Annotated in this window: 18 protein-coding genes and 2 tRNA genes; 8 read left to right on the top strand and 12 right to left on the bottom strand. The window is 65.2% G+C overall.

Annotation, left to right across the window (positions count from 1 at the left end):
- Positions 1-5 precede the first annotated feature (5 nt).
- Entirely contained in the window at positions 6-3,224 is a 3,219-nt protein-coding gene (gene icmF, locus ACQPXH_RS28260; RefSeq protein ID WP_433599500.1) for a fused isobutyryl-CoA mutase/GTPase IcmF, read from the bottom strand.
- Between the two features lie 531 nt (positions 3,225-3,755).
- On the opposite strand from icmF, the gene ACQPXH_RS28255 reads away from it, so the two are divergent.
- The 6 genes from ACQPXH_RS28255 to ACQPXH_RS28230 all read left to right on the top strand — a co-directional run bounded on the left by ACQPXH_RS28255 (position 3,756) and on the right by ACQPXH_RS28230 (position 9,511).
- Positions 3,756-3,917, top strand: coding sequence for a hypothetical protein (locus ACQPXH_RS28255; protein ID WP_433599499.1), 162 nt, complete (start codon positions 3,756-3,758; stop codon positions 3,915-3,917).
- Between the two features lie 181 nt (positions 3,918-4,098).
- On the top strand, positions 4,099-5,598 hold the full coding sequence (locus ACQPXH_RS28250; RefSeq protein ID WP_433599498.1) for a CoA-acylating methylmalonate-semialdehyde dehydrogenase: 1,500 nt from the start codon (positions 4,099-4,101) through the stop codon (positions 5,596-5,598).
- Positions 5,599-5,626: 28 nt separating this feature from the next.
- Positions 5,627-6,766 carry an acyl-CoA dehydrogenase family protein gene (locus tag ACQPXH_RS28245; protein ID WP_433599497.1) on the top strand — a complete coding sequence of 380 codons (1,140 nt, stop codon included), beginning with the start codon at positions 5,627-5,629 and terminating at the stop codon, positions 6,764-6,766.
- A complete protein-coding gene (locus ACQPXH_RS28240) occupies positions 6,763-7,842 on the top strand; it encodes an enoyl-CoA hydratase/isomerase family protein (RefSeq protein ID WP_433599496.1) in 1,080 nt (359 codons plus the stop codon). The genes ACQPXH_RS28245 and ACQPXH_RS28240 overlap by 4 nt, the downstream gene beginning before the upstream one ends.
- Positions 7,839-8,738: a 3-hydroxyisobutyrate dehydrogenase gene (gene mmsB, locus ACQPXH_RS28235; protein WP_433599495.1), complete on the top strand. Its 900-nt coding sequence runs from the start codon at positions 7,839-7,841 to the stop codon at positions 8,736-8,738. Before ACQPXH_RS28240 ends, mmsB begins: the two co-directional genes overlap by 4 nt.
- Positions 8,735-9,511, top strand: a complete 777-nt coding sequence (locus ACQPXH_RS28230) for an enoyl-CoA hydratase (RefSeq protein ID WP_433599494.1) — start codon at positions 8,735-8,737, stop codon at positions 9,509-9,511. Before mmsB ends, ACQPXH_RS28230 begins: the two co-directional genes overlap by 4 nt.
- A gap of 60 nt (positions 9,512-9,571) precedes the next feature.
- Here the strand turns inward: ACQPXH_RS28230 and ACQPXH_RS28225 are convergent, their stop codons facing one another.
- The 3 genes from ACQPXH_RS28225 to ACQPXH_RS28215 form a co-directional block, all read right to left on the bottom strand.
- On the bottom strand, positions 9,572-9,835 hold the full coding sequence (locus tag ACQPXH_RS28225; RefSeq protein ID WP_433599493.1) for a hypothetical protein: 264 nt from the start codon (positions 9,833-9,835) through the stop codon (positions 9,572-9,574).
- Positions 9,836-10,011: 176 nt separating this feature from the next.
- Positions 10,012-11,079: an Hsp70 family protein gene (locus tag ACQPXH_RS28220; protein WP_433599492.1), complete on the bottom strand. Its 1,068-nt coding sequence runs from the start codon at positions 11,077-11,079 to the stop codon at positions 10,012-10,014.
- Positions 11,080-11,198: 119 nt separating this feature from the next.
- Entirely contained in the window at positions 11,199-11,747 is a 549-nt protein-coding gene (locus ACQPXH_RS28215) for a MarR family winged helix-turn-helix transcriptional regulator (protein ID WP_433599491.1), read from the bottom strand.
- A gap of 156 nt (positions 11,748-11,903) precedes the next feature.
- Here ACQPXH_RS28215 and ACQPXH_RS28210 point away from each other — a divergent pair.
- A tRNA-Cys gene (locus ACQPXH_RS28210) sits at positions 11,904-11,978 on the top strand.
- Between the two features lie 66 nt (positions 11,979-12,044).
- Here ACQPXH_RS28210 and ACQPXH_RS28205 read toward each other — a convergent pair.
- The 8 genes from ACQPXH_RS28205 to ACQPXH_RS28170 all read right to left on the bottom strand — a co-directional run bounded on the left by ACQPXH_RS28205 (position 12,045) and on the right by ACQPXH_RS28170 (position 19,909).
- Entirely contained in the window at positions 12,045-13,094 is a 1,050-nt protein-coding gene (locus ACQPXH_RS28205) for an ABC transporter ATP-binding protein (RefSeq protein WP_433599490.1), read from the bottom strand.
- A complete protein-coding gene (locus ACQPXH_RS28200; protein ID WP_433599489.1) occupies positions 13,091-14,644 on the bottom strand; it encodes an ABC transporter permease in 1,554 nt (517 codons plus the stop codon). The genes ACQPXH_RS28205 and ACQPXH_RS28200 overlap by 4 nt, the downstream gene beginning before the upstream one ends.
- A 2-nt stretch (positions 14,645-14,646) precedes the next feature.
- Complete coding sequence (locus tag ACQPXH_RS28195; protein ID WP_433599488.1) at positions 14,647-15,666, bottom strand: iron ABC transporter substrate-binding protein; 1,020 nt, start codon at positions 15,664-15,666, stop codon at positions 14,647-14,649.
- 126 nt (positions 15,667-15,792) lie between these two features.
- Entirely contained in the window at positions 15,793-17,193 is a 1,401-nt protein-coding gene (locus ACQPXH_RS28190) for a metallophosphoesterase (RefSeq protein ID WP_433599487.1), read from the bottom strand.
- A gap of 14 nt (positions 17,194-17,207) precedes the next feature.
- Positions 17,208-17,837, bottom strand: coding sequence for an Rv0361 family membrane protein (locus ACQPXH_RS28185; RefSeq protein WP_433599486.1), 630 nt, complete (start codon positions 17,835-17,837; stop codon positions 17,208-17,210).
- Between the two features lie 237 nt (positions 17,838-18,074).
- A tRNA-Arg gene (locus tag ACQPXH_RS28180) sits at positions 18,075-18,147 on the bottom strand.
- 127 nt (positions 18,148-18,274) lie between these two features.
- Positions 18,275-19,000, bottom strand: coding sequence for a DUF305 domain-containing protein (locus ACQPXH_RS28175; RefSeq protein WP_433599485.1), 726 nt, complete (start codon positions 18,998-19,000; stop codon positions 18,275-18,277).
- Positions 19,001-19,909: a DUF3105 domain-containing protein gene (locus ACQPXH_RS28170; protein WP_433599484.1), complete on the bottom strand. Its 909-nt coding sequence runs from the start codon at positions 19,907-19,909 to the stop codon at positions 19,001-19,003.
- Positions 19,910-20,020: 111 nt separating this feature from the next.
- Here ACQPXH_RS28170 and argS point away from each other — a divergent pair, with 111 nt between their 5' ends.
- A complete protein-coding gene (gene argS, locus ACQPXH_RS28165) occupies positions 20,021-21,679 on the top strand; it encodes an arginine--tRNA ligase (RefSeq protein WP_433599483.1) in 1,659 nt (552 codons plus the stop codon).
- Positions 21,680-21,696 lie beyond the last annotated feature (17 nt).

Raw genomic sequence — 21,696 nt, 5'->3', positions numbered from 1 at the left:
CTAATTCACACGTTGCGGCGGTATTGGCCGCCGACGGCGAAGAAGGCGTCGGTGATCTGTTGCAGGGTGCAGACCCGGGCGGCGTCCATCAGGACCTCGAAAATGTTGTCGTCGGTGCGGGCCACCGCGTCCAGGCGGGCGAGTGCGGCATGTGCGGCATCGCGATGGTCGTTCTGGAACTGGCGCACGCGCTGCAGTTGTGACTGCTTCTCCGCTTCGGTGCCGCGCGCCAATTCGATGACCCGATGCGGTTCGCCGTGCGGGTTGCGGAAGGTATTGACGCCGATGATCGGCAGCGAGCCATCGTGTTTGCGATGCTCGTAGCGCATGGATTCGTCTTGGATCTTGCCCCGCTGGTAGCCGGTCTCCATGGCCCCGAGGACCCCGCCGCGCTCGCTGATGCGATCGAATTCGGCGAGCACGGCCTCCTCGACGAGATCGGTGAGTTCATCGATGAGAAAACTACCCTGGAGCGGGTTTTCGTTCATCGTGATGCCCCACTCGCGATTGATGATGAGCTGAATGGCCAGCGCGCGGCGCACCGATTCCTCGGTGGGTGTGGTGACCGCCTCGTCATAGGCGTTGGTGTGCAGGCTGTTGCAGTTGTCGTAGATGGCGATGAGCGCCTGCAGGGTGGTGCGAATGTCGTTGAAGCTCATCTCCTGTGCGTGCAGCGAACGACCCGAGGTCTGCACGTGGTACTTCAACTTCTGCGAACGCTCGTTGGCGCCGTAGCGATCTCGCATCGCAACGGCCCAGATGCGTCGCGCCACCCGGCCGATCACCGAATATTCCGGATCCATGCCGTTGGAGAAGAAGAACGACAGATTCGGTGCGAAGTCATCGATCTGCATGCCGCGTGCGAGATATGCCTCGACATAAGTGAATCCGTTGGCGAGGGTGAAGGCCAGCTGACTGATCGGATCAGCACCGGCCTCGGCGATGTGATAGCCCGAAATCGAGACCGAGTAGAAGTTGCGAACACCCTTGCGCACGAACCATTCCTGGATATCGGCCATCATGCGCAGGCTGAATTCGGTGGAGAAGATGCAGGTGTTCTGGCCCTGATCCTCTTTGAGGATGTCGGCCTGCACGGTGCCGCGCACTGTCGCCAGCGTGCGTGCCGTGATATCGGCGGTCTCCTCGGCGGTCGGTTCGCGGCCTTCGGCGGTCGAGAACTGTGCCAGCGCTTGGTCGATGGCGGTATTGAGGAAGTAGGCCAGGATGGTCGGTGCCGGGCCATTGATGGTCATCGATACCGAGGTGGTCGGCGCGATCAGGTCGAAGCCGTCGTAGAGCGCCTTCATATCCTCGAGCGAGGCGATCGAGACACCGGACGTGCCGACCTTGCCGTAGATATCCGGGCGCTCGGCGGGATCGTGACCGTAGAGCGTCACCGAATCGAAAGCGGTGGAAAGCCGTGTTGCCTCGGCATGTTCGCTGAGCGTCTTGAAGCGCCGGTTGGTGCGGAACGGATCGCCCTCACCGGCGAACATCCGCGCCGGATCCTCGTTATCGCGTTTGAACGCGAAGACGCCCGCGGTGAACGGGAACCGTCCGGGCAGGTTCTCCGAGCGCAGGAATCGCAGCAGCTCACCGTGATCGGCGAAGCGCGGCAGCGCGACGCGCGGAATGGAATTGCCGGACAGCGTCTCCCGGCGCAGCGGGGTATGGATCTCCCGATCACGAACCCGGACCACCTGCTCATCGCCTCGGTAGGAGTCGGCCAGTTCGGGCCAACCCGCGAGCAGTTCGGCATTGTCGGCATGCAGTGCGGTGCGGGCCTTTTCGGCGAGTTCGGCCACCGCGATGTCATCGGGCAGCTCGGCCGCCACCTGCTCGAGCCGCTGCAGGCGCTGTGCCGCGACGATTTGGGTAGCTGTATCGGCGTGATAGTCGCGGACCGTATCGGCGATCTCGGCGAGGTAGCGCACCCGAGCGGGCGGGATGATCTGTGCGAACCTGGTGGAGGAGCGGGTTTCTACTTTCGGAAGTACGCCGGGCTCCAGGTGCAGACCGTGCTCGGCGAGCAATCCGGTGAGGTGCTGATAGAGCGCGGTCACACCGTCATCGTTGAAAGTGGCTGCACTGGTACCGAATACCGGCATCTCGTCGGGAGATTTGCTGAATTCCTCGCGATTGCGAATCAACTGGCGCGAGACATCACGCAGCGCATCCTCGGCGCCGCGCCGCTCGAACTTATTGATCGCCACCACATCCGCGTAATCCAGCATGTCGATCTTCTCCAGCTGGGAGGCCGCGCCGAATTCCGGTGTCATCACATACATCGAGACGTCGACGTGGTCGGTGACCGCGGCATCGCCCTGGCCGATGCCGGGAGTTTCCAGGATGACCAGGTCGTAGCTCGCGGCTTTGCAGGCGGTCACCATGGCGTCGATATTCCGCGGCAGCTCATGGCCGCCGCGGGTGGCCAGTGAGCGGAAGAAGATGTGATCGCCGTCGAGGGTGTTCATCCGAATGCGGTCGCCGAGCAGCGCACCGCCGCCGCGTCGCCGGGTCGGATCCACCGCGAGAATCGCGACGCGCAACTTGTCCTGCTGATCGGAGCGCAGACGGCGCACCAATTCATCGGTGAGGGAAGACTTTCCGGAACCACCTGTGCCGGTGATGCCGAGCACCGGTACCGTGCGTGCGGCGGCGGCCGAGGCCAGGGCCTGGCGATCACACTCCGACAGCGTGTCCTGTTGCAGGCAGGTGATCGTGCGGGCGAGCGCGGCCCGTTCACCGGCGAGTACCGCGTCCAGCACCGGCGGCTCGGCGGCGAGATCGAAATCGCAGGTGCGGATCAGCTGATTGATCATGCCGGGCAGGCCGAGTCGCTGGCCGTCTTCGGGGGAGAAGATGGTCACCCCGGATTCGGCGAGACGCGCGATCTCCTCGGCGACGATCACCCCGCCGCCACCGCCGAAGATCCGGACATGGCCGGCGCCGGCCTTTTTCAATGCGTCGGCGAGGTATTCGAAGTACTCGACATGTCCGCCTTGATACGAACTCACCGCGACACCCTGGGCATCCTCGGTGAGTACCGCGTCCACGACCTCACTGACCGCGCGATTGTGTCCGAGGTGGATGACCTCGGCGCCCTGCGTCTGCAGGATCCGTCGCATGATGTTGATCGCCGCATCGTGCCCGTCGAAGAGCGCGGCCGAGGTCACGAATCGGACGGGATGGGTGGGCGTGTGGAGCGCGGTGCTGTCGGCCACGGGGGTCCTCCGGGGGAGATCCTGTTTGGCGCCCGATACTAGGACGTCAAACTAATATTACGGTGATGGCAGTCACAGCGCCAGGTGAACCGCGCCCGGATTGTTGGCCGAATGATTGCCAGGGGATTCCGCTCACCGTGACCGCAACCCGCGACATCCACCCCGACTCGAGTTCCGATGGAGGGTGGGGATTCCGCACACCGCACGAATGCGATTGGTGGTGAGTCGAAATGAACTCGCAGGTTGTCCGGCGGTGGTGCGCCGCTGGTGTCGATCGGATCTCACGTTGGTGCGATATCAGTGCCGGGGCATGGACCGCAGTCGAAGCCCCGACAGTCACGACCGGGATGCGCAATGCGGTCATGGCCGCAGCTGTCACCGAATTCGGTTCGCCGGCTCGGCGGAATGTGGCAGGCGGTGGCGGCCTGTGAAGTCGCGCTAACCAGGTCTACGTCGCCGCCGAGCGCACGGGTTTCGTACCCGCCGGGCGGCTGCTCAGCACTGCACGCAACGCAGCGCTCGGCGGTGCTCATGATCGGTGGCGCTGCGATGATCGCGCTGGCCGTGGGCTCGGCGGTCGTGCACTGGTTCGACGATGCGGTCGGCGCGATGGTCCGAATCCTGATCATCGGCGCGGTGGTCCTCGCCGCCGGTGCGTGGCCGCTCACCCGCTCGTCGAAGTCCTCCGCCTGAGCGGCTGATCAGTTCTGCTGGTCGGGCGACCGACGAGGTTGCCGGGGCGACTCGGTGCGCTGGTTAGTTGCCGTGGGATGAATCACAGTCTGCTCGCGTGCCTATATTTACTTGGACATCCAACTATAGGATGACCGTAAATCGCGCGATGCGCGGCGTCCACTACGAGAACAGGACTGGCATGGTTCGCGAACTCACTCATTACATCGGCGGACAGCATGTCGCCGGGGCCTCGGGCAACTTCGCCGATGTCTTCGATCCGAATAGCGGACAGGTGCAGGCACGGGTGCCGCTGGCGAGTAAGGCCGAGGTCGATGCCGTCATCGCGAATGCGGCCGAGGCGCAGCAGGTGTGGGCCGCGTTCAACCCGCAGAAGCGGGCCCGGGTGCTGATGAAGTTCCTGACGCTCGTGCAGGACGAGATGGACTCCCTTGCGGCGCTGCTGTCCGCCGAACACGGCAAGACCATCCCCGACGCCAGGGGTGATATCCAGCGCGGTATCGAGGTCATCGAATTCGCGGCGGGTATTCCGCATCTGCTCAAGGGGGAGTACACCGAGAGCGCGGGCACCGGCATCGACGTCTACTCGATGCGTCAGCCGCTCGGTGTGGTCGCGGGCATTACCCCGTTCAACTTCCCGGCCATGATTCCGCTGTGGAAGGCCGGTCCGGCGCTGGCCTGCGGAAACGCCTTCGTGCTCAAGCCATCCGAGCGCGACCCATCGGTGCCGCTGCGGCTCGCCGAGCTTTTCCTCGAGGCGGGCCTGCCCGCGGGGGTGTTCAACGTGGTCAACGGCGATAAGGAAGCCGTCGACGCGATCCTGCACTCGCCGACCGTCAAGGCCGTCGGCTTCGTCGGCTCCACCCCGATCGCGCAGTACATCTACGAGACCGCGACCGCGAATGGCAAACGCGCACAGTGCTTCGGCGGTGCCAAGAACCACGCGATCGTGATGCCGGACGCCGACCTCGACGATGTCGCCGACCAGCTCATCGGCGCGGGCTACGGCTCGGCGGGCGAGCGCTGTATGGCCATCTCGGTTGCTGTCCCGGTCGGCGAAGAGACCGCGCACCGCCTGCGCGAGAAGCTGATCGAGCGGATCGCCAAACTGAATGTCGGGCGCTCCGACGATGCCGGTGCCGATTTCGGCCCGCTGGTCACCAAGGATGCACTCGGCCGGGTCGAGAACTACATTCAGATCGGCGTCGATGAGGGGGCCGAGCTGGTGATCGACGGGCGCGGCCTCGCTGTCGACGGCGGCGAAGGCGGGTACTTCACCGGCGCAACGCTTTTCGACAATGTCACCCCGGAAATGCGGATCTACAAGGAAGAGATCTTCGGTCCGGTGCTCGCGATCGTGCGGGCCAAGGATTACGACGAAGCGTTGGCCCTGCCCAACGAGCACGAATACGGCAACGGCGTCGCGATCTTCACCCGGGACGGCGATACCGCACGGGATTTCGCCGCCCGCGTGCAGGTCGGCATGGTCGGCATCAATGTGCCGATTCCGGTACCGATCGCGTACCACACCTTCGGCGGTTGGAAGCGCTCCGGTTTCGGCGATCTGAACCAGCACGGTCCGGATTCGATTCGCTTCTACACCAAGACCAAGACCGTTACCCAGCGCTGGCCTTCCGGGCTGAAGGACAGCAACCACTTCGTCATTCCGACGATGGACTGAATGGCCCACGGACGGGAGGTCGACGATCGTGTTCGCATTGAATGACGACGAGCGCGCCATTACCGAAATGGCGCGCGACTTCGCCGACGAATACCTCGCCCCGAACGCCCTGGAATGGGATGAGCAAAAGCACTTTCCAGTGGATGTGCTGCGCAAGGCGGGTTCGCTCGGCATGGGTGGCATCTATATCGGCGAGGACGTCGGTGGATCCGGACTGCGCAGGCTCGACGCCGTGCGCATCTTCGAACAACTGGCCACCGGCTGCCCGGCTATCGCGGCGTATATCTCCATCCACAACATGGTTGGGTGGATGATCGACAACTACGGCAATGCCGAGCAGCGCAACCATTGGCTGCCCCGGCTGACCTCGATGGAATGGCTCGGCAGCTACGCGCTCACCGAGCCGGGCGTCGGATCGGATGCGGCGGCCTTGAGCACCAAGGCCGTCCGCGACGGTGACGATTACTTGCTCACCGGAGTAAAGCAATTCATCTCCGGGGCGGGCAGCACCGATGTGTACGTCATCATGGCGCGCACCGGCGATGCGGGTGCGCGTGGGATTTCGGCATTCATTGTTCCGGCCGATACCCCGGGGATTTCCTTCGGCGCCAACGAGAAGAAAATGGGTTGGAATGCCCAGCCCACTCGTCAGGTGATTCTGGACAACGCCAGGGTGCCCGCCGCGAATATGCTGGGCGTCGAGGGCAATGGCTTCCGCATCGCCATGAACGGGCTCAACGGCGGGCGACTCAATATCGCGGCCTGCTCGTTGGGCGGCGGCCAGGCGGCGCTCGAGAAATCCGTGACCTACCTGGCTCAGCGTAAGGCGTTCGACAGCCGACTGCTGGACAACCCGGCATTGCAATTCCAGCTCGCGGATATGCGCACCGCTCTGGAGGCGGCGCGGACCCTGCTGTGGCGGGCCGCGGCCGCACTGGATGCCGATGCCGACGACAAGGTCGAATTGTGTGCCATGGCAAAGCGATTCACGACCGATGCCGGATTCGAGGTTGCGAACAAAGCGCTGCAGATGCACGGCGGCTACGGATATCTGGCCGAATACGGCGTGGAAAAGATCGTCCGCGATCTGCGGGTGCACCAGATTCTGGAGGGCACCAACGAAATCATGCGGGTGGTCGTCGCCCGCTCGGTGGTAGGAGCAGCATGACGGAATCCGAAGTTCTCATCGATAAGCGCGACGGACTCGGTCTGATCACGCTGAACCGGCCCAAGGCCATCAATGCACTGAATCATCCGATGGCCCTCGCCATTTTCGCCGCACTGCAGGTGTGGGCCGATGACGACGAGGTGCGCACCGTCGTCGTCACCGGTGCGGGAGACCGCGGGCTCTGCGCGGGCGGCGATATCGTCGCCATCCACAGTGACGCGTCCGCATTGCGGGGTGGCTCCCCGGGCATTGCCGCCGATGCGGATTCGGCCACGGGTGTGTTCTGGCGCGACGAGTACATCCTCAATGCCCTGATCGGCCGCTATCCGAAGCCCTATGTGGTGGTCATGGACGGCATCGTGATGGGCGGCGGCGTCGGTCTTTCCGGCCACGGCAGCCACCGGATCGTCACCGAGCGCTCCAAGATCGGCATGCCGGAGGTCGGCATCGGCTTCATTCCGGATGTCGGTGGCACCTACCTGCTCGCCCGCACGCCGGGCGAAATCGGCACACACGTCGCACTGACCACCGCGCGAATGAGCGCCGGTGACGCCATTGCCGCGGGTTTCGCCGATTACTACGTGGCTTCGGAACATATTCCGGCACTGCTGGAAACGCTGCGGACCGAGTCCGCGGAGATCGCGATTGCCAAATTCGCCACGGACGCGCCGGAATCCGAGCTGGTCGCCCAGCAGGACTGGATCGACGCCTGCTACAGCGCTGATTCCGTTGAGGAGATCGTCGATCGGTTGCGGTCGCACGGCGCGCCGGAGGCTGCCAAGGCCGCGACCGAACTGCTCGCCAAATCGCCTGTGGCACTGAAGGTGACGTTGCGTTCGCTGCGTGCCGCCCGTGCCGCGCGGAGCCTCGAGGCGGTGCTGAACGAGGAGTACCGGGTGTCCATCGCCGCGCTGGCCTCGCACGATCTGGTCGAAGGCATCCGCGCGCAGGTGATCGACAAGGACCGCAACCCGCAGTGGTCGCCCGCGACGCTCGCCGATGTCACCGCCGAGCAGGTCGACGCGTACTTCGTCGAATTGGGCGATAAGGAACTGGGTTTGGAGGCGAACAAGTGACGAAGAAGATCGGTTTCCTCGGCCTCGGCCATATGGGCGGGCCGATGGCCGCGAACTTGGTGAAGGCCGGATATGAGGTGCTCGCCTTCGATCCTGTCCCCGCGGCACAGGAGCAGGCACGCAAAGACGGTGCCACCGTGGCGGATTCGGCCACTGCGGCGGCTGCGGGCCGCGATGTCGTGATCACCATGTTGCCCAATGGCAAGCTCGTCCTCGACGTCTACGCCGATCTGCTCTCCGCCGCGGATCCGGGCACTCTGTTCATCGATTGCTCCACCATCGATGTCGCCGACGCCAAAGCGGCCGCAGGTAACGCCGTCGACGCGGGTCATCGTGCACTCGACGCCCCAGTCTCCGGTGGTGTCGCGGGTGCCGCGGCGGGCACGCTCACCTTCATGGTCGGCGGCACCGAGGCCGACTTCGCCGATGCGCTCGACGTGCTCCAGGTAATGGGCGGCAAGGTCGTGCACTGCGGTGGCTCCGGTGTCGGCCAGGCCGCGAAGATCTGCAACAACATGCTGCTCGGCATCTCGATGATCGGCCTGTCCGAGGCCCTGGTGCTCGGCGAGAAGCTGGGCCTGAGCCACCAGTCGTTCTTCGATGTGGTCTCGACCGCATCCGGCCAGAGTTGGGCGCTGACCAGCTACTGTCCGGTTCCGGGTCCGGTGCCGACCAGCCCCGCGAACAACGATTACCAGCCCGGTTTCGCCACCGCATTGATGACCAAGGACCTGGGTCTGGCCGCGAATGCCCTGCGCGATAACGACGTCGACGGCCGGCTCGGCATGCTCGCCGCCGAGATCTACACCCGGTTCAACCAGTCGCAGGGCGGCAAGGACTTCTCCGCTATCGTCACGGATATCCGTGACCGTTCCGATGAAGAGGGTGTCAAGTGAGTGACTTCGAGACGATTCTGCTGGAGCGCAAGGGCCGGGTCGGCTGGATCACGCTGAACCGGCCGAAGGCGTTGAACGCGCTGAACGCGCAGGTCCTCGACGACGTCATCGCCGCGCTCGACGAACTCGAGCACGATGACGCGATCGGCGCCATCGTCATCACCGGTTCGGAGCGGGCCTTCGCGGCCGGTGCCGATATCAAGGAGATGCAGCCCAAGTCGTACATGGACATGTTCATGAACGACTACTTCGCCCGCTGGGACCGGCTGGCGCAGTTCCGCAAGCCCACCATCGCCGCCGTCGCAGGTTATGCCCTGGGCGGTGGCTGTGAGCTGGCCATGATCTGCGACATCCTGCTCGCGGCGGACAACGCGAAATTCGGCCAGCCCGAAATCAAGCTCGGCGTCATCCCGGGCATCGGCGGCTCACAGCGCCTGACCCGCGCCGTCGGCAAGGCCAAGGCCATGGATCTGGTGCTGACCGGCCGCAATATGGATGCGGAGGAGGCCGAGCGCGCCGGCCTCGTATCCCGCATCGTGCCCGCCGCCGAACTGCTCGACACCGCGCTCGAGGTCGCCGAGACCATCGCCTCGATGTCACTGCCGGTCACCATGATCGCCAAGGAAGCCGTGGACCGCTCCTTCGAAACCACCCTCGCCGAGGGCCTGCGCTTCGAACGCCGAGTCTTCCACTCGCTCTTCGCAATCGACGATCAGAAGGAAGGCATGAGCGCCTTCGTCGAGAAGCGTCCGGCGAAGTTCAGCAACAGCTAGCGCCGATGTACAGCACTGTGCCCGGTCGAGTGAATCTCGACCGGGCACAGGTGTATTCGATCAGCGGCGGCCACATTGCCGGAACGAATGCGACAGATCAGCCGTGGCGAACGCGATCGGCGCGCTGCCATCGACCGCGCTGCCATCGACGCTGTGCCGGTACAGCGTCGTCTGGTAGATGCCCGACAGCGCGGACACGATAACCCCGGTCGCCATGAGCCATGCGACGCCGAGCGCGATCACTGCCGGCCCGGCTACCGCACCCGTGCCGAGCATCACGAATCCGACGAACATCACCGGAATGGCCGGCAGGGCGAACTGCAAGCCGAACAATCCGAGCCCGGCATTGCCGACCAGATTCCCCAGGTCCGTTTCAAAGCCGCCGAAGAATCCTTCACCGCCGCAACCACATTACGATCCTCCAGCACGATCTTCGGCAATACCAGGAATGTCACCACCTGCCTTGAAAGGCACCGTCGGTCTTCGTATACCGGTCAGGTTCAGTTGAAGGACGTCGCCGGGATTTCCGCGACTTCGACGGGGGTCGGCGCGTTGACGCCACCGGGTGGCGGGGCGGAGCTGTGGTCCATGGCGAGCAGTCCGGCGATCGTCGCGCCCAAGGCGATCGTAACCGCAACGGCGGCAATGAGTTTGCGGCGGCCGGTGGTGGTCGGCACCAGTGAACCGGTCAGTGCTCCGCTGCGTAGGCGCGCCATCCGCACATCGCCGGTGGGACGTTCCGCGGCAAGCAATACCGCCCCGCGGGCCGAAACGTATTCGGGCTCCTCGTCGTAGATGACCGGCAGTTCGATCATTTCGGACAATTCGTCGCGGATATCGGGGCTGCGGGTGCAGCCGCCGAGCAAGATCAGAGCTTCCGGTTGGACGCCGGTCTCCTCGATCAGTTGGCGGACGAATGATGCGGAGTGGTGGATGCCCGCGGCGCACAGTTCGGCGAGGTCGCTGCGGGTGACCACGGCGCGTCCGCCGGAACTGGTGTCTGTGGCGGTAATTACCCGGGCGCTGCTGAGTTCTTCGCGATGCCTGCGGCTGGTCAGTTTGTCGGTGAGTACACCGCTGCGGGCCAATTGCCAGCGCAGCAGTGCGTCGTAGCCGTCGCCGCCGAGTACGGTGCTGCGTTTGCTGGACAGGATGGTGTCGGTGCGGCAGTCGGCGTGGGTGATGGTCAGGCCGGAACTGCCGAGGTCGTAGAGGATGACCGAGCCGGTGGTGGGCAGGCAGCCGGTGAAGCGCAGGTAGCGCAGCTGGGCCAGCGGTTCGTCGACGATGGCGAGCCGGGTGCGGCCCGCAGTGGTGCGAATAGCGTCGGCGTGCAGCGGACAGCGGCAGGTCACGGCGGTTCCGGTAATGAGCTCGTCGCGCCGGTCGGCGGCCACGCGCATCTGGCGGATCGCCTCGAAGACCGGTTCCTCGACCCCACCGCCCGCCCGACGCGGCACCTGGCATCGATCGATCGGGGGGAGATGCGGCTGATCGGAATGCGTCAGCATCGCGCGGGCACCACCAGCGCCCGCCGATACTCCCAAGACCAGCACCATGGATTCCATGGTGGACCCTTTCGCCTCCGCTGCCAAGAAGACGGGGCAGTAAATTCGCTAGTTGGATGCCAGACCGTTACCGCACGGCCGTGCGCGCGGTGTAAAGACCGACCGGTCCGGCTGTTTGGCTACTGCTCGTGCGCCGACCATCGGGCCGGTTCATCGCCGGTGTCGAAGTCCCCTGCGGCATGGCGGAATTCCGCGAGCAACTGCAACAGCGTGTGCAGCCGGTCCGGCGGAAGACCGGGAATCGCGAACACTTTCGCGTTGAGTTCCTCGGTCGCCTCGGCAACCAATTTCCTTCCTGCGGACGTGATTTCGATCAAAGTAGCACGTCGATCGCTAGGGTGTGGCACCCGCTCGACGAGCCCGGCTGCTTCGAGTCGATCGACGGTATTCGTCACGCTGGTCGGGTGCACCTGCAGTCGCGCACTGGCCTTCGCCATGGGCAGTGCGCCCGTCTTGCTGAAAGCGAGCAGCATGAGGAGTTCATATCGCGAGAATGTCAGACCGGTCGGTTTCAGGGCCTCGTCCACTCGAGCCATCACGATTTGCTGGGCGCGAACCAGCGAGGTCACCGTCGCCATTCCGTCGGCGAAATCGCCCCAGCCGTGGCCGACCCATTGACGATGGGCCTCCTCGATCGGATCAATCGGAAGTGGGCGTGGCCGCGACATGGTCTTGATCATTCCACGTTCCGCCCGCTCCGGATCTTCTCCCGATCGGTGAGCGCCGCAGAAGTCGGATTCCGAAGAGCCGAGCGTCATCGGTTCGGATCACACTGAGCGCAAACGTGGGCATTCCGATCCGGCGACGGCAATATTCATTGCGAGGCGGGCGTGGCTGAGTGGTTGAGGCAACGGTCTGCAAAGCCGTTTACGCGGGTTCAATTCCCGCCGCTCGCTCCAAAGGTGAGGGTGCGCCATGGGTGCCCGACCCGGTGATACGCCACCGCCGGGTCGGGTGTCCGTGGTTCAGGCCGGTTCGAAGGCCACGGCGTTCCCGAGCACCTCCAGACGGACGCGCTCGCCCGTGGTCGGCGCCGCAACGCTGGCCCGGCGCACCCGCACCGGATCGACATCGTCGTCCAGCGCGATGGTCAGCATCACATCCGCCCCGCGGAACTCCACCTCGTGCACGATCCCGCTACTCGCTTCGCTATCCGAAACCACCTGCGCCACGAGCTGTTCCGGACGGATCATGATAGTCGTCGACCCGGTTGGCGCGGACTTCTGCACGGGAACCCGGCCGAGCGCGCATTTGGCCACATCGCCGTCGACCACCGCATCGAGCAGTACGCAATCGCCGAGGAATTTGGCGGTGAACAGATCGGTGGGCGCGGCGTAGACCTCTTCTGGTGCGCCGACCTGGGTGAATACCCCCTCGCGCATGACCGCGACCTGTTCGGCGAAGCAGAGTGCCTCCTCCTGGTCGTGGGTGACCAGGATGCTCGTCATGCCCGCCGCGCGCAGCGTCTCGGCAACGGCCTGCCTGGTGGTGGCTCGCAGCCCGGCATCGAGTGCGCTGAACGGCTCATCGAGCAGCATCACATCGGGTTTGCGGGCGAGCGCACGCGCGAGCGCGACGCGCTGCTGCTGGCCGCCGGAAAGCTGATGGGGGCGGCGGTCAGCGTAGGACGGATCGAGCGAGACCATCTCCAGCAGCTCGTTCACCCGATTCCGGCCGCGTCGCATCCCGAAGAATCCGTTGTGCAGACCGTAGGCGATGTTCTGGCCGACGGTCAGATGCGGGAACAGCGCACCGTCCTGCGCGACATACCCGACATTGCGCCGCTGCGGCGGTACCGAAAACCGGTCGCGGGTCACGGTTTCGGTGCCGATCGCGACCGAACCCGTGTCCGGCGTCTCGAATCCGGCGATCACCCGCAAGAGCGTGGTTTTTCCGCACCCCGATGACCCGACCACCGCCGTCGAACTGCCGTTCGGCACTTCGAGATCGATCCCGCCGAGTACCCGGTGGTGGCCGAATGTCTTCGAAACGTCCGCCACGACAAGCCGACTCATAACCCGGCCGCCTTCCTGGATTGGGTGAACAGCAGATACGTCACCGGCACGGCCGCGACGATCATGATGAGTGCGTAGGGCGCGGCCGCGGCATAGTCCAATTCGCCCGAGAGCGACCAGAATCGCATAGCCAGCGTGCGAGTTCCGCTGGGCGCCAACAGCAATGTCGCGGTCAATTCGGTCGCGACCGCAACGAATACCAGCGCACCGGCCGAGGCCGCGGCGGGCGCGGTCAACCGCAGCGTGACGCGCACGAAGGTGACCGGCCCCGACTGGCCGAGCGAGCGCGACACTTCCTCCAGCCCGACCGGCACCTGCGCCAGCCCGGCCCGCACGCTGACCAGCGCCCGCGGCAGAAACATCAGCACATAGGCGGCCACGACCATGGTCACCGTCTGATAGAGCGGCGGCGCCCACCGAATCGTGACCGTCACCATGGCCAGCGCGATCACGATGCCCGGCAGCGAACTCGTAATGTAGTTGGCGCCCTCCACCATTCGGGCGAAAGCCGATGTCGAGCGCACCGCGATCCAGGCCACCGGGAACGCGCACAGTGTGGTGAGCAGCGCGGCCATCGCCGCAAGGGCGATGGTCTGTCCGAGTGCCGTGCCGATCTCGGTGTAATCCCAGACTTGTGCACCGCCGATGCGTAGCCAGCGCACGATGGTCCACAGCGGCACACCGATCGAGCCGACGACCACTGCGGCCAATGCGGCCAGAACCGGAATGGTGCTGGGCCCCAACGCAATCCGGACAGCTGCCCGGGGCGCACCGCTGCCGATCCTGGCGTAACGCGCCTTACCGCGCGCGCCCGCCTCGCCCGCCAGCAACACCAGACAGCACAGCACCAGCACACCGGCCAGCATGCTGCCTGCCGGACCGGCGAAGCTGGATTGATACTGCTCGAAGATCGCGGTCGTGAAGGTGTCGAACCGGATCATCACGAACGCGCCGTATTCGGCGAGCAGATGCAGCGAGATGAGCAGTCCGCCGCCGAGGATCGCCAATCGCAACTGCGGCAGGACGATTCGGGTGAAGACCGCGACCGGACCCGAACCCAGCGCACGCGCCGATTCCTCCACCGCCGGATCGAGGCGGCGCAGTGTGGCCGCCGCGGGCAGATACACCAGCGGGAAATACGACATGGTGGAGATCACCACGCCCGCCCACAGCCCGTGCATGGTCGGGAAAACGCTGACCCAGCCGTAGCTGTTCACGAACGCGGGCACGGCGAGCGGTGCCGCGAATACCGGCCCCCACCACGCCGCGCCCGGCACATTCGTCCGCTCCACCACCCAGGCCAGCCCGACCCCTAGCACCACACAGATCGGGACGGTGACGACTACCAGCCCGGCCGTATTGCGCAGCAGATCACCGACCCTCGGGCGGAAAACCAATTCCGCCGCCTCGTGCAGACCGGTGGAGAAGACAGTGGACACGATATAGCCGAGCGGCACGAACGTCGCCGCCACCAATAGCAGCGCGACGGTCGTGACGAGTGGCCCTGGTCTTCCGACCCGGGGTGCGGCGACGGCGGTCCGGACGGCCATGGCTAGAGCAGACCTGCCTCGGTCATCAGCGCCGTCACCTTCTTGGCATCGAGCTTGCTCGGATCGACGGCGGGCGCCTGCAGCGAGGCGAGGGGCGGCAGCGCCGGATTGGCCGCGACGTCACTGGCGACCGGGTACTCCAACGAGGTGCCGTCGCGCAGGATCTCCTGGCCGGCCTTGGCGGTGATGAATTCCAGGAACCTCTGCGCCGACTCCTGCTTCTTACTCGACTTCAGCACGCCGCCACCGGAAACCGAGACGAAGGCGCCCGGATCCTGGTTCTTGAAGTAGTGCAGTCCGGTGTGGCTGCTGCTCTCCTTGGTGTTGGCCTGATCGCGGTACCAGTAGTAGTGGTAGATCACGCCGCCGTCGGGCTGTCCCGAGTCGACCGCCTTCATGGTGGCGACATTGTTCGGGAATGCGGTGGCGTTGTCCTTCATGCCCTTTAGCCACGCCTTCGTGACGTCTTCGCCCTCGAGCGCGAGCAAGGCCGCCGCAATGGCCTGGAAGTCGGCGCCGGAAACGCCGGCACCCCAGCGTCCCTTCCACTGCGGCCGCGCCAGATCGAGCAGCGACGCGGGCAGCTGATCGGCCGCGATCTTATCCTTGTTGTAGACGAAAACCGTTGAGCGGGCGGCGATTCCGGTCCACTTCCCGGTGGACGGGCGGAACTGCGCGGGGACCTGTTCCAGGGTCTTCTTGTCGACATCGGCGAATAGTCCGGCATTCTCCACCAGCGCCATCGCGGGGGAGTTCTCGGTGAGGAAGACATCGGCGGGGGACGCCGCGCCCTCGGCGACCAGCTGGTTGCCCAGTGCGGTGTCACCGCCCTGGCGCAGTGTGACCTTGATGCCGGTCTCCTTGGTGAACGCGTCCACCCACTCCTTGGTCAGCGATTCGTGCTGGGCGTTGTAGACGGTGATCTCGTTCTTGTCGTCCGAGGAATTCGAACAGGCCGTCACGCCGAGCGCCGCGACAGCGACGGCCAGCGCTGCGGAAATCGCTTTCCATCTGATCGACATGTTCGAGTCCTTCCGACGCGTGCAAGGTTTCACTTCATATGATGAGGCTTACCTAAGCAAGATACCGCGTCCGAACTGCGGCGATGGTATCGGTACGGCCGCGGCGGACGTGCGTTTGTCTGCCGGTCAGGACAGACCCGAGAAGTCCCGCAGCACAACGTGATTGCGGTCGGCGAAGGTGCCGAGCGTGTAATCCGGCAGCAGGCCGAAGTATTCGCCGCGGGTGGTCGCACTCCAGCGGCGGGCGGCCGCGGTGCGTGTCTTGTAGAAGTTGATCATGTACCCGCCCTCGTACAGGCGCAGCAAGCTGTAGCCGCCCGGATACTCCTTGACGGCGGCGACCTCCAGGAATTCCACCGCGGCACCGGTGTCGGGGCGGGTGCGACGGTTTCGGTGGGTATGGCCACTGTGCTGCAGGAATACCCCGGGTGCGCGCGAGTAGAGCGTCTGGAGCTCGATGCTGTCGGGGCGGTTGAGGACGAAACCCGGTCCGGCGGTATTGGTCAGACCGGATTCGATGGTCACCGGGTGATGTCCGAAGACCAGCGTCGGGCGGTCCGGGTCAGCGCGAAGCAGTTCGCCGAGCCGGTCGAATTGCGGGCGTTCGATGCTGCCGCCCGAACCGTCGAGTTCGCTGGTGTCCAGTCCGAGCAGCCGCAGGCCGCCCAACTCGTGCTCGATCAGTTGCTGGCGGGGATTGAATTGCTCTGCCCAGCAATCGTAATGATCCGCGGGCGCGGGAATGCAGCCCTGATATTCCGAGCCCATGTGCGGACGGTCGTGATTGCCGCGCACGGCGAGGTAGTCGCGGCCCTGCGCACCCCAGGAGTCCAGGTGCCTGCGAACCGAACGCGATTGCTCCGGCGTCGCCTCGGCGGTGAGATCGCCCGCGATGAGCAGGACGTCGGCGGCGCGGTCGGTGCGGCGCAGATCATCGAGCATGGCCGCGAGCATCACCTCCGGGTAGGGCGGCAGGCCGGGCTCCTGCCGGAAACCTGGCGGCAGGTTTTCGACGACGAGGCCGCTGACCTGCTCGCCGTAGTGCACGTCATTGGCTAGTGTGACGGTGCGCAGCGGACGACCGGGCGGTGGTGTCAGGGTGGTGAATTCGCCGGTGGATTCCGGACTTCCGGGGATGCGAGTGGTCAGCGAGAGCGCGGGGACAGCGCGGACGCCGTTCGACCATGCCTCGAATCGGTAGGGACGGCCTGGATCCAGACCGTCGATCTGCGCATAGTGGAACGGGGTGGGCTCCTCCTCGGCATAGCCGGTGGTCAGCGCTGAATCGGCCGGACCGAGGCGCACTTCGGCGGCCGTGTCGATCGGCAGCAGTCGGCCGCTCGGATCCGGAGCCACCGTCGTCCAGGTGAGAATCACCGATCGATCGGTGACCGTGACGACTTCCAGATCGGTCGCGAAGAGCGGATTCGGCTGAGCCCGAACCGAACCCGGGTCCGCGAGGCTCGCGAGCGCGGCCAGCCCGAGGGCGCTGAGGAGGGTCCGGCGCGACGGTCCGCAGCAGCTCATCCGACGAGATTACGTCAGTTCTTACCCGACTCCGCCGAGCAGATCTTCCACTTCCCGTCTTCCTTGCGCAGGTGTTCGGTGGTTCCCGTATCGGTATCCGGCGTCTCACCCGGGACGGTCAGCGTGAGTTTGCCGGTGATCCGGGCCGTCGCACGGTCGCCGGTGACGACGATGTCATCGATCTTGTCGATGCTGACCTCGATCTTGGCAGTATCGAATTCCTTCTTCTGCTCATCGGTCAGCGTGTCGAACTCGGCACGGTCGGCCGCGCATGCCTTGTCCGCCGCGGCGGCGAACCCGTTCGACTCGAGTGTGTCGTAGAAGTCGTGGATGGCCGCCTGGATCTTCTTCTCGTCCGAGGCCAGTGGCGTCTTGCCCTGCACAGTCAGCACCACGCCCGCGGCGACCGCACCCGCGATGACGAGCACCAGTACCAACAGACCGATGATCAGCCCCGTCCTGCGCTTCTTCGGCGGCGGATACCCCGGCTGCTGATAACCACCAGGCGGCGGATACCCCTGCTGCGGTCCATATCCCGGACCACCCTGCTGCGGATAGCCACCCTGCTGCGGATAGCCATACGGCTGCTGCGGCTGCCCCTGCGGCGCCCCGAACGGCGGCTGCCCACCCGGCGGATATGTCATCGTCCCGTCCTCCCGCTGCCCAACTGTGTGTGAGATTACGGCAACTCGGACCGCCACGACCGGAACACCGATCAGCTCACAGCGACACACGATTGTGCGCGCACGCAACAGCGCCACCCTTACCTTCGACTCCGCGCCGGACGCACCCGCCCGTCTCCTGCGAATCCGGCAACTGCGCAACGTGTATCGCAGAGAAAGGCCCTGACCATATGTGCGCTGGTCAGGGCCTTCTCGTTGTGCCCTCGGCAGGATTCGAACCTGCGGCCTTCTGCTCCGGAGGCAGACGCTCTATCCCCTGAGCTACGAGGGCGGGATAGGTTTCGAACGGTGCCGGTGGGGGCGGCCGTTCGGGCGGGGCCAAGCGTATCGCATTGCGGGGCGTCCGCCAAAAAGCGTGTCGGGCCGGGGAGTTTCGGTTCCCGGCCCGATGCGATGGATCAGTTCTGCGGCAGTGGTTTCGCGTTGCGAGCGGCCAGCATGGTGGTGATGAGCTGTGCTTCGCCCTGCTGAGTGGTCGCCATGGCGGCTGCGAGTGTGCGCACCGCGGTGGTTTCGGCGTGCTGGGCGGCGTATTCGGTCATCGAGAGTCCGCCCTGATGGTGGCGCAGCATCAGCTGCAGGAACATCGTGTCCAGCGTGGGACCGGTGGCCTGGCGCAGCGCGGTTACTTCCGCGGTGGTCGCCATGCCCGGCATGGACGCCGATGGTCCCGACATCGCGTGGTCGGTGGACGCACCGGAATGCGAATGGCCCGGCTCTTCGGTCATCCAGCCCATATAGCCGTCCACATTCTGGTTCGGTTTACCCCACATCTGCAGCCAGCCCTGCATCCGGCCGATCTGTTCCTGCTGGGTGGTCAGAATGTCGTAGGCCAGCCTGCGCACATCGTTATCGGTGGAAGCGATCAGCGCGATACCGGCCAGTTCGACGGCCTGCGCGTGGTGTGCCGACATGTCCTGGCTGAATCCGATATCGACCGCGCCGGGATCGGGTTCGCTATTGCTGTCCAGCGGGAGCCGGGCCAGCACGCCGACCGCGAAACCGATCAGCAGGATGCCGATCGCGCCGAGCACCAGCAGCGGAGTGCGCTGCCGCCGTGCCTGTGCGGCCAAACCCGTGGAATCGCTCGCCACGTCAGGCTCGATTTCGGTATCCACGGGCATCTACTGACCTTCCGTCGGCTGGGTCGGAATTCCGCCGGGCACGCCCGGGATATTCGGCACACCCGGAATGTTCGGCATACCGGGCAGTCCACCCGAAGCCCCGCCGAGTTCGGTGCGGTCCTGCGACAGGCCCTTACCGTCCATCGGCACCGCATCCGGTCCGGGCGGCGTCGGGTCGTACGGCGTCGGGTTGTTCGCGTCGAACGCGGGGTTCGAGCAGCTCGCGCCCACCTCGGGGTAGGCGTATTGGTTCGCGCGCAAGGCGGTGATGAACTGGTTGACCCGCTTGTCGTCGGCGCTGTCCAGCTTCAGCTGATGCCCCCAGGATTGCAGCGATATCGCCGAGGCAAGTCCGGGGAACGGCGACATCAACGTGAACGGCTTACCTTCGACCTGCTGCTTCAGCGTGTCGATGCCCGCCGCGTCGACCTTGTCGGGGTTGTAGGCGATCCACACCGCACCGTGCTCGAGCGAATGCACCGCGTTCTCGACCCGGACCGGCTTGCTGTAGACCACGCCCATGCAGTTCGCCCAGACCTGATCGTGCGGACCACCGAACGGCGGGGTCTGGTCGTACGCGACGCGCTGTGTACCCGCGACGTGCAGTCCCGCCGGGTAGTCCTTCTTGGTCACCCCGGCGATCTGATCCGACGGATCCTTCTTCTGTGCACTCGGCGTGAATTTCTCGAGTTCGGCCTTGTCCCGATACTTCGGCACCAGGCTGAACGCGAGCGCGCCGATCAATGCGACGATCACCACGGCGGCTCCGATGACCAACCAGGGGACCTGGCGCTTCTTCAACGGGCCCTTGCCCATCGGAACCTTGCCGCCGCCCTTTTTCCGCGACGGTGCGACCTTCCCTGCGGCCCGGACGGCCTTGGCCGATTTGGCGCTCGTGCTGCTCGGCATGCTCGCTGTGCTCTTTCCACGTATTGATCCACGGTGCTGGGTGGTTGCGGAGGACTCCGCGGAGGTGCCCACTCGAGGCGTACACCTGCCCAGACCATAGGATAGAGACTCGTGACTCCAGCTGACCTTGCAGATCTCCTTCGCGCGACCGCGGCGAAGGTGCTTGTCGAACGTGGACTGGACCCTGCGGTCCTGCCCGACGAGGTCAACGTGGAGCGCCCCCGTAATCCGGAACATGGCGACTATGCCACGAATGTGGCCATGCAGGTAGGCAAGAAGGCCGGAACGAATCCGCGCGAGTTGGCGACCTGGCTGGCCGACGCGCTGGCTACTACGGACGCCATCGATACCGCCGAGGTCGCCGGTCCCGGCTTCCTCAATATCCGGCTCGCCGCCTCCGCGCAGGGCGCGATCCTGCAACAGGTATTGACCGCGGGCGCGGCCTACGGCACCTCGGACCCCCTGAGGGGCACCCGGATCAATCTGGAATTCGTGTCGGCCAATCCGACCGGTCCGGTGCATCTCGGCGGCACCCGCTGGGCCTCCGTCGGTGATGCGCTCGGCCGCATCCTGGCCGCGCAGGGCGCCGACGTGACCCGCGAGTACTACTTCAACGACCACGGCGCGCAGATCGACCGCTTCGCCAAATCCCTGGTCGCCGCCGCTACCGGCGCGCCGACCCCGGAAAACGGCTACGCGGGTGAATACATCGGCGAGATCGCCGCCGAGATCGTGGCCGCGCACCCCGAGGCGCCGACGCTGCCGGAAAACGAGCAGCTCGAACTTTTCCGGGCCGAGGGCGTCGAGTTGATGTTCGCCCATATCAAGGAATCGCTGCACGAATTCGGCACCGATTTCGATGTGTACTTCAACGAGAGTTCGCTATTCGAATCCGGTGCCGTCGAACAGGCGGTCACCAAGCTCGAGAATTCCGGTGACCTCTACGAAAAGGACGGCGCCTGGTGGATCGCCAGCTCCGAATACGGTGACGATCAGGACCGCGTCGTTCTCAAGAGCGACGGCAATGCCGCCTATATCGCCGGTGATATCGCCTACTTCCAGAACAAACGTGCGCGCGGTTTCGATCTGTGCATCTACATGCTCGGTGCGGACCATCACGGCTATATCGGACGTTTGAAGGCCGCCGCGGCCGCCTTCGGCGATGATCCGGCCACCGTCGAGGTGCTCATCGGACAGATGGTGAATCTCGTCAAAGGCGGTGTGGCCGTGCGAATGTCCAAGCGTGCCGGCACCGTGGTGACCCTCGACGATCTGGTCGAGGCCATCGGCGTCGATGCCTCCCGGTACTCGCTGGTGCGCAGCTCGGTGAACTCGAGCATCGATATCGACCTGAACCTGTGGACCAGCCAGAGCAACGAGAACCCGGTCTACTACGTGCAATACGCGCACGCCAGGACCGCGTCCATCGCACGCAATGCGGCCGAATTCGAATACGACACGGTGACACCGGATTTCGGTCTGCTCACCGCCGATGAAGAGGGTGAACTCATCCGCACCATCGGCGAATACCCGCGTGCCGTCGCCAGCGCCGCGAGCCTGCGCGAACCGCACCGCGTCGCACGGTATCTGGAGGAACTGGCCGGTGCCTACCACCGGTTCCAGACCAACAAGAACCTGCGCGTACTGCCCCTCGGCGACGAACCCGTCACGCCGACCAATGCCGCCAGGCTGGCCCTGGCCAATGCCACCCGTCAGGTGCTGAGCAACGGCCTCGAACTGCTCGGCGTTAGTGCACCGGAGCGAATGTAGTGAGCGAGCACAGCGAG

Source organism: Nocardia sp. CA-135953 (assembly GCF_050955735.1).
Taxonomy (GTDB): domain Bacteria; phylum Actinomycetota; class Actinomycetes; order Mycobacteriales; family Mycobacteriaceae; genus Nocardia.
This window is presented reverse-complemented; position numbering and strand designations above follow the sequence as displayed.

Bases quoted from the DNA above. Each gene is read 5' to 3' on its own strand.
- ACQPXH_RS28190 (WP_433599487.1), bottom strand. From the start codon at position 17,193: ATGAGCTGCTGCGGACCGTCGCGCCGGACCCTCCTCAGCGCCCTCGGG.
- ACQPXH_RS28215 (WP_433599491.1), bottom strand. From the start codon at position 11,747: ATGTCGCGGCCACGCCCACTTCCGATTGATCCGATCGAGGAGGCCCAT.
- ACQPXH_RS28205 (WP_433599490.1), bottom strand. From the start codon at position 13,094: ATGAGTCGGCTTGTCGTGGCGGACGTTTCGAAGACATTCGGCCACCAC.
- ACQPXH_RS28255 (WP_433599499.1), top strand. From the start codon at position 3,756: ATGATCGGTGGCGCTGCGATGATCGCGCTGGCCGTGGGCTCGGCGGTC.
- ACQPXH_RS28200 (WP_433599489.1), bottom strand. From the start codon at position 14,644: ATGGCCGTCCGGACCGCCGTCGCCGCACCCCGGGTCGGAAGACCAGGG.
- ACQPXH_RS28170 (WP_433599484.1), bottom strand. From the start codon at position 19,909: ATGCCGAGCAGCACGAGCGCCAAATCGGCCAAGGCCGTCCGGGCCGCA.
- ACQPXH_RS28185 (WP_433599486.1), bottom strand. From the start codon at position 17,837: ATGACATATCCGCCGGGTGGGCAGCCGCCGTTCGGGGCGCCGCAGGGG.
- ACQPXH_RS28175 (WP_433599485.1), bottom strand. From the start codon at position 19,000: ATGCCCGTGGATACCGAAATCGAGCCTGACGTGGCGAGCGATTCCACG.
- ACQPXH_RS28220 (WP_433599492.1), bottom strand. From the start codon at position 11,079: ATGGAATCCATGGTGCTGGTCTTGGGAGTATCGGCGGGCGCTGGTGGT.
- ACQPXH_RS28250 (WP_433599498.1), top strand. From the start codon at position 4,099: ATGGTTCGCGAACTCACTCATTACATCGGCGGACAGCATGTCGCCGGG.
- ACQPXH_RS28195 (WP_433599488.1), bottom strand. From the start codon at position 15,666: ATGTCGATCAGATGGAAAGCGATTTCCGCAGCGCTGGCCGTCGCTGTC.
- ACQPXH_RS28240 (WP_433599496.1), top strand. From the start codon at position 6,763: ATGACGGAATCCGAAGTTCTCATCGATAAGCGCGACGGACTCGGTCTG.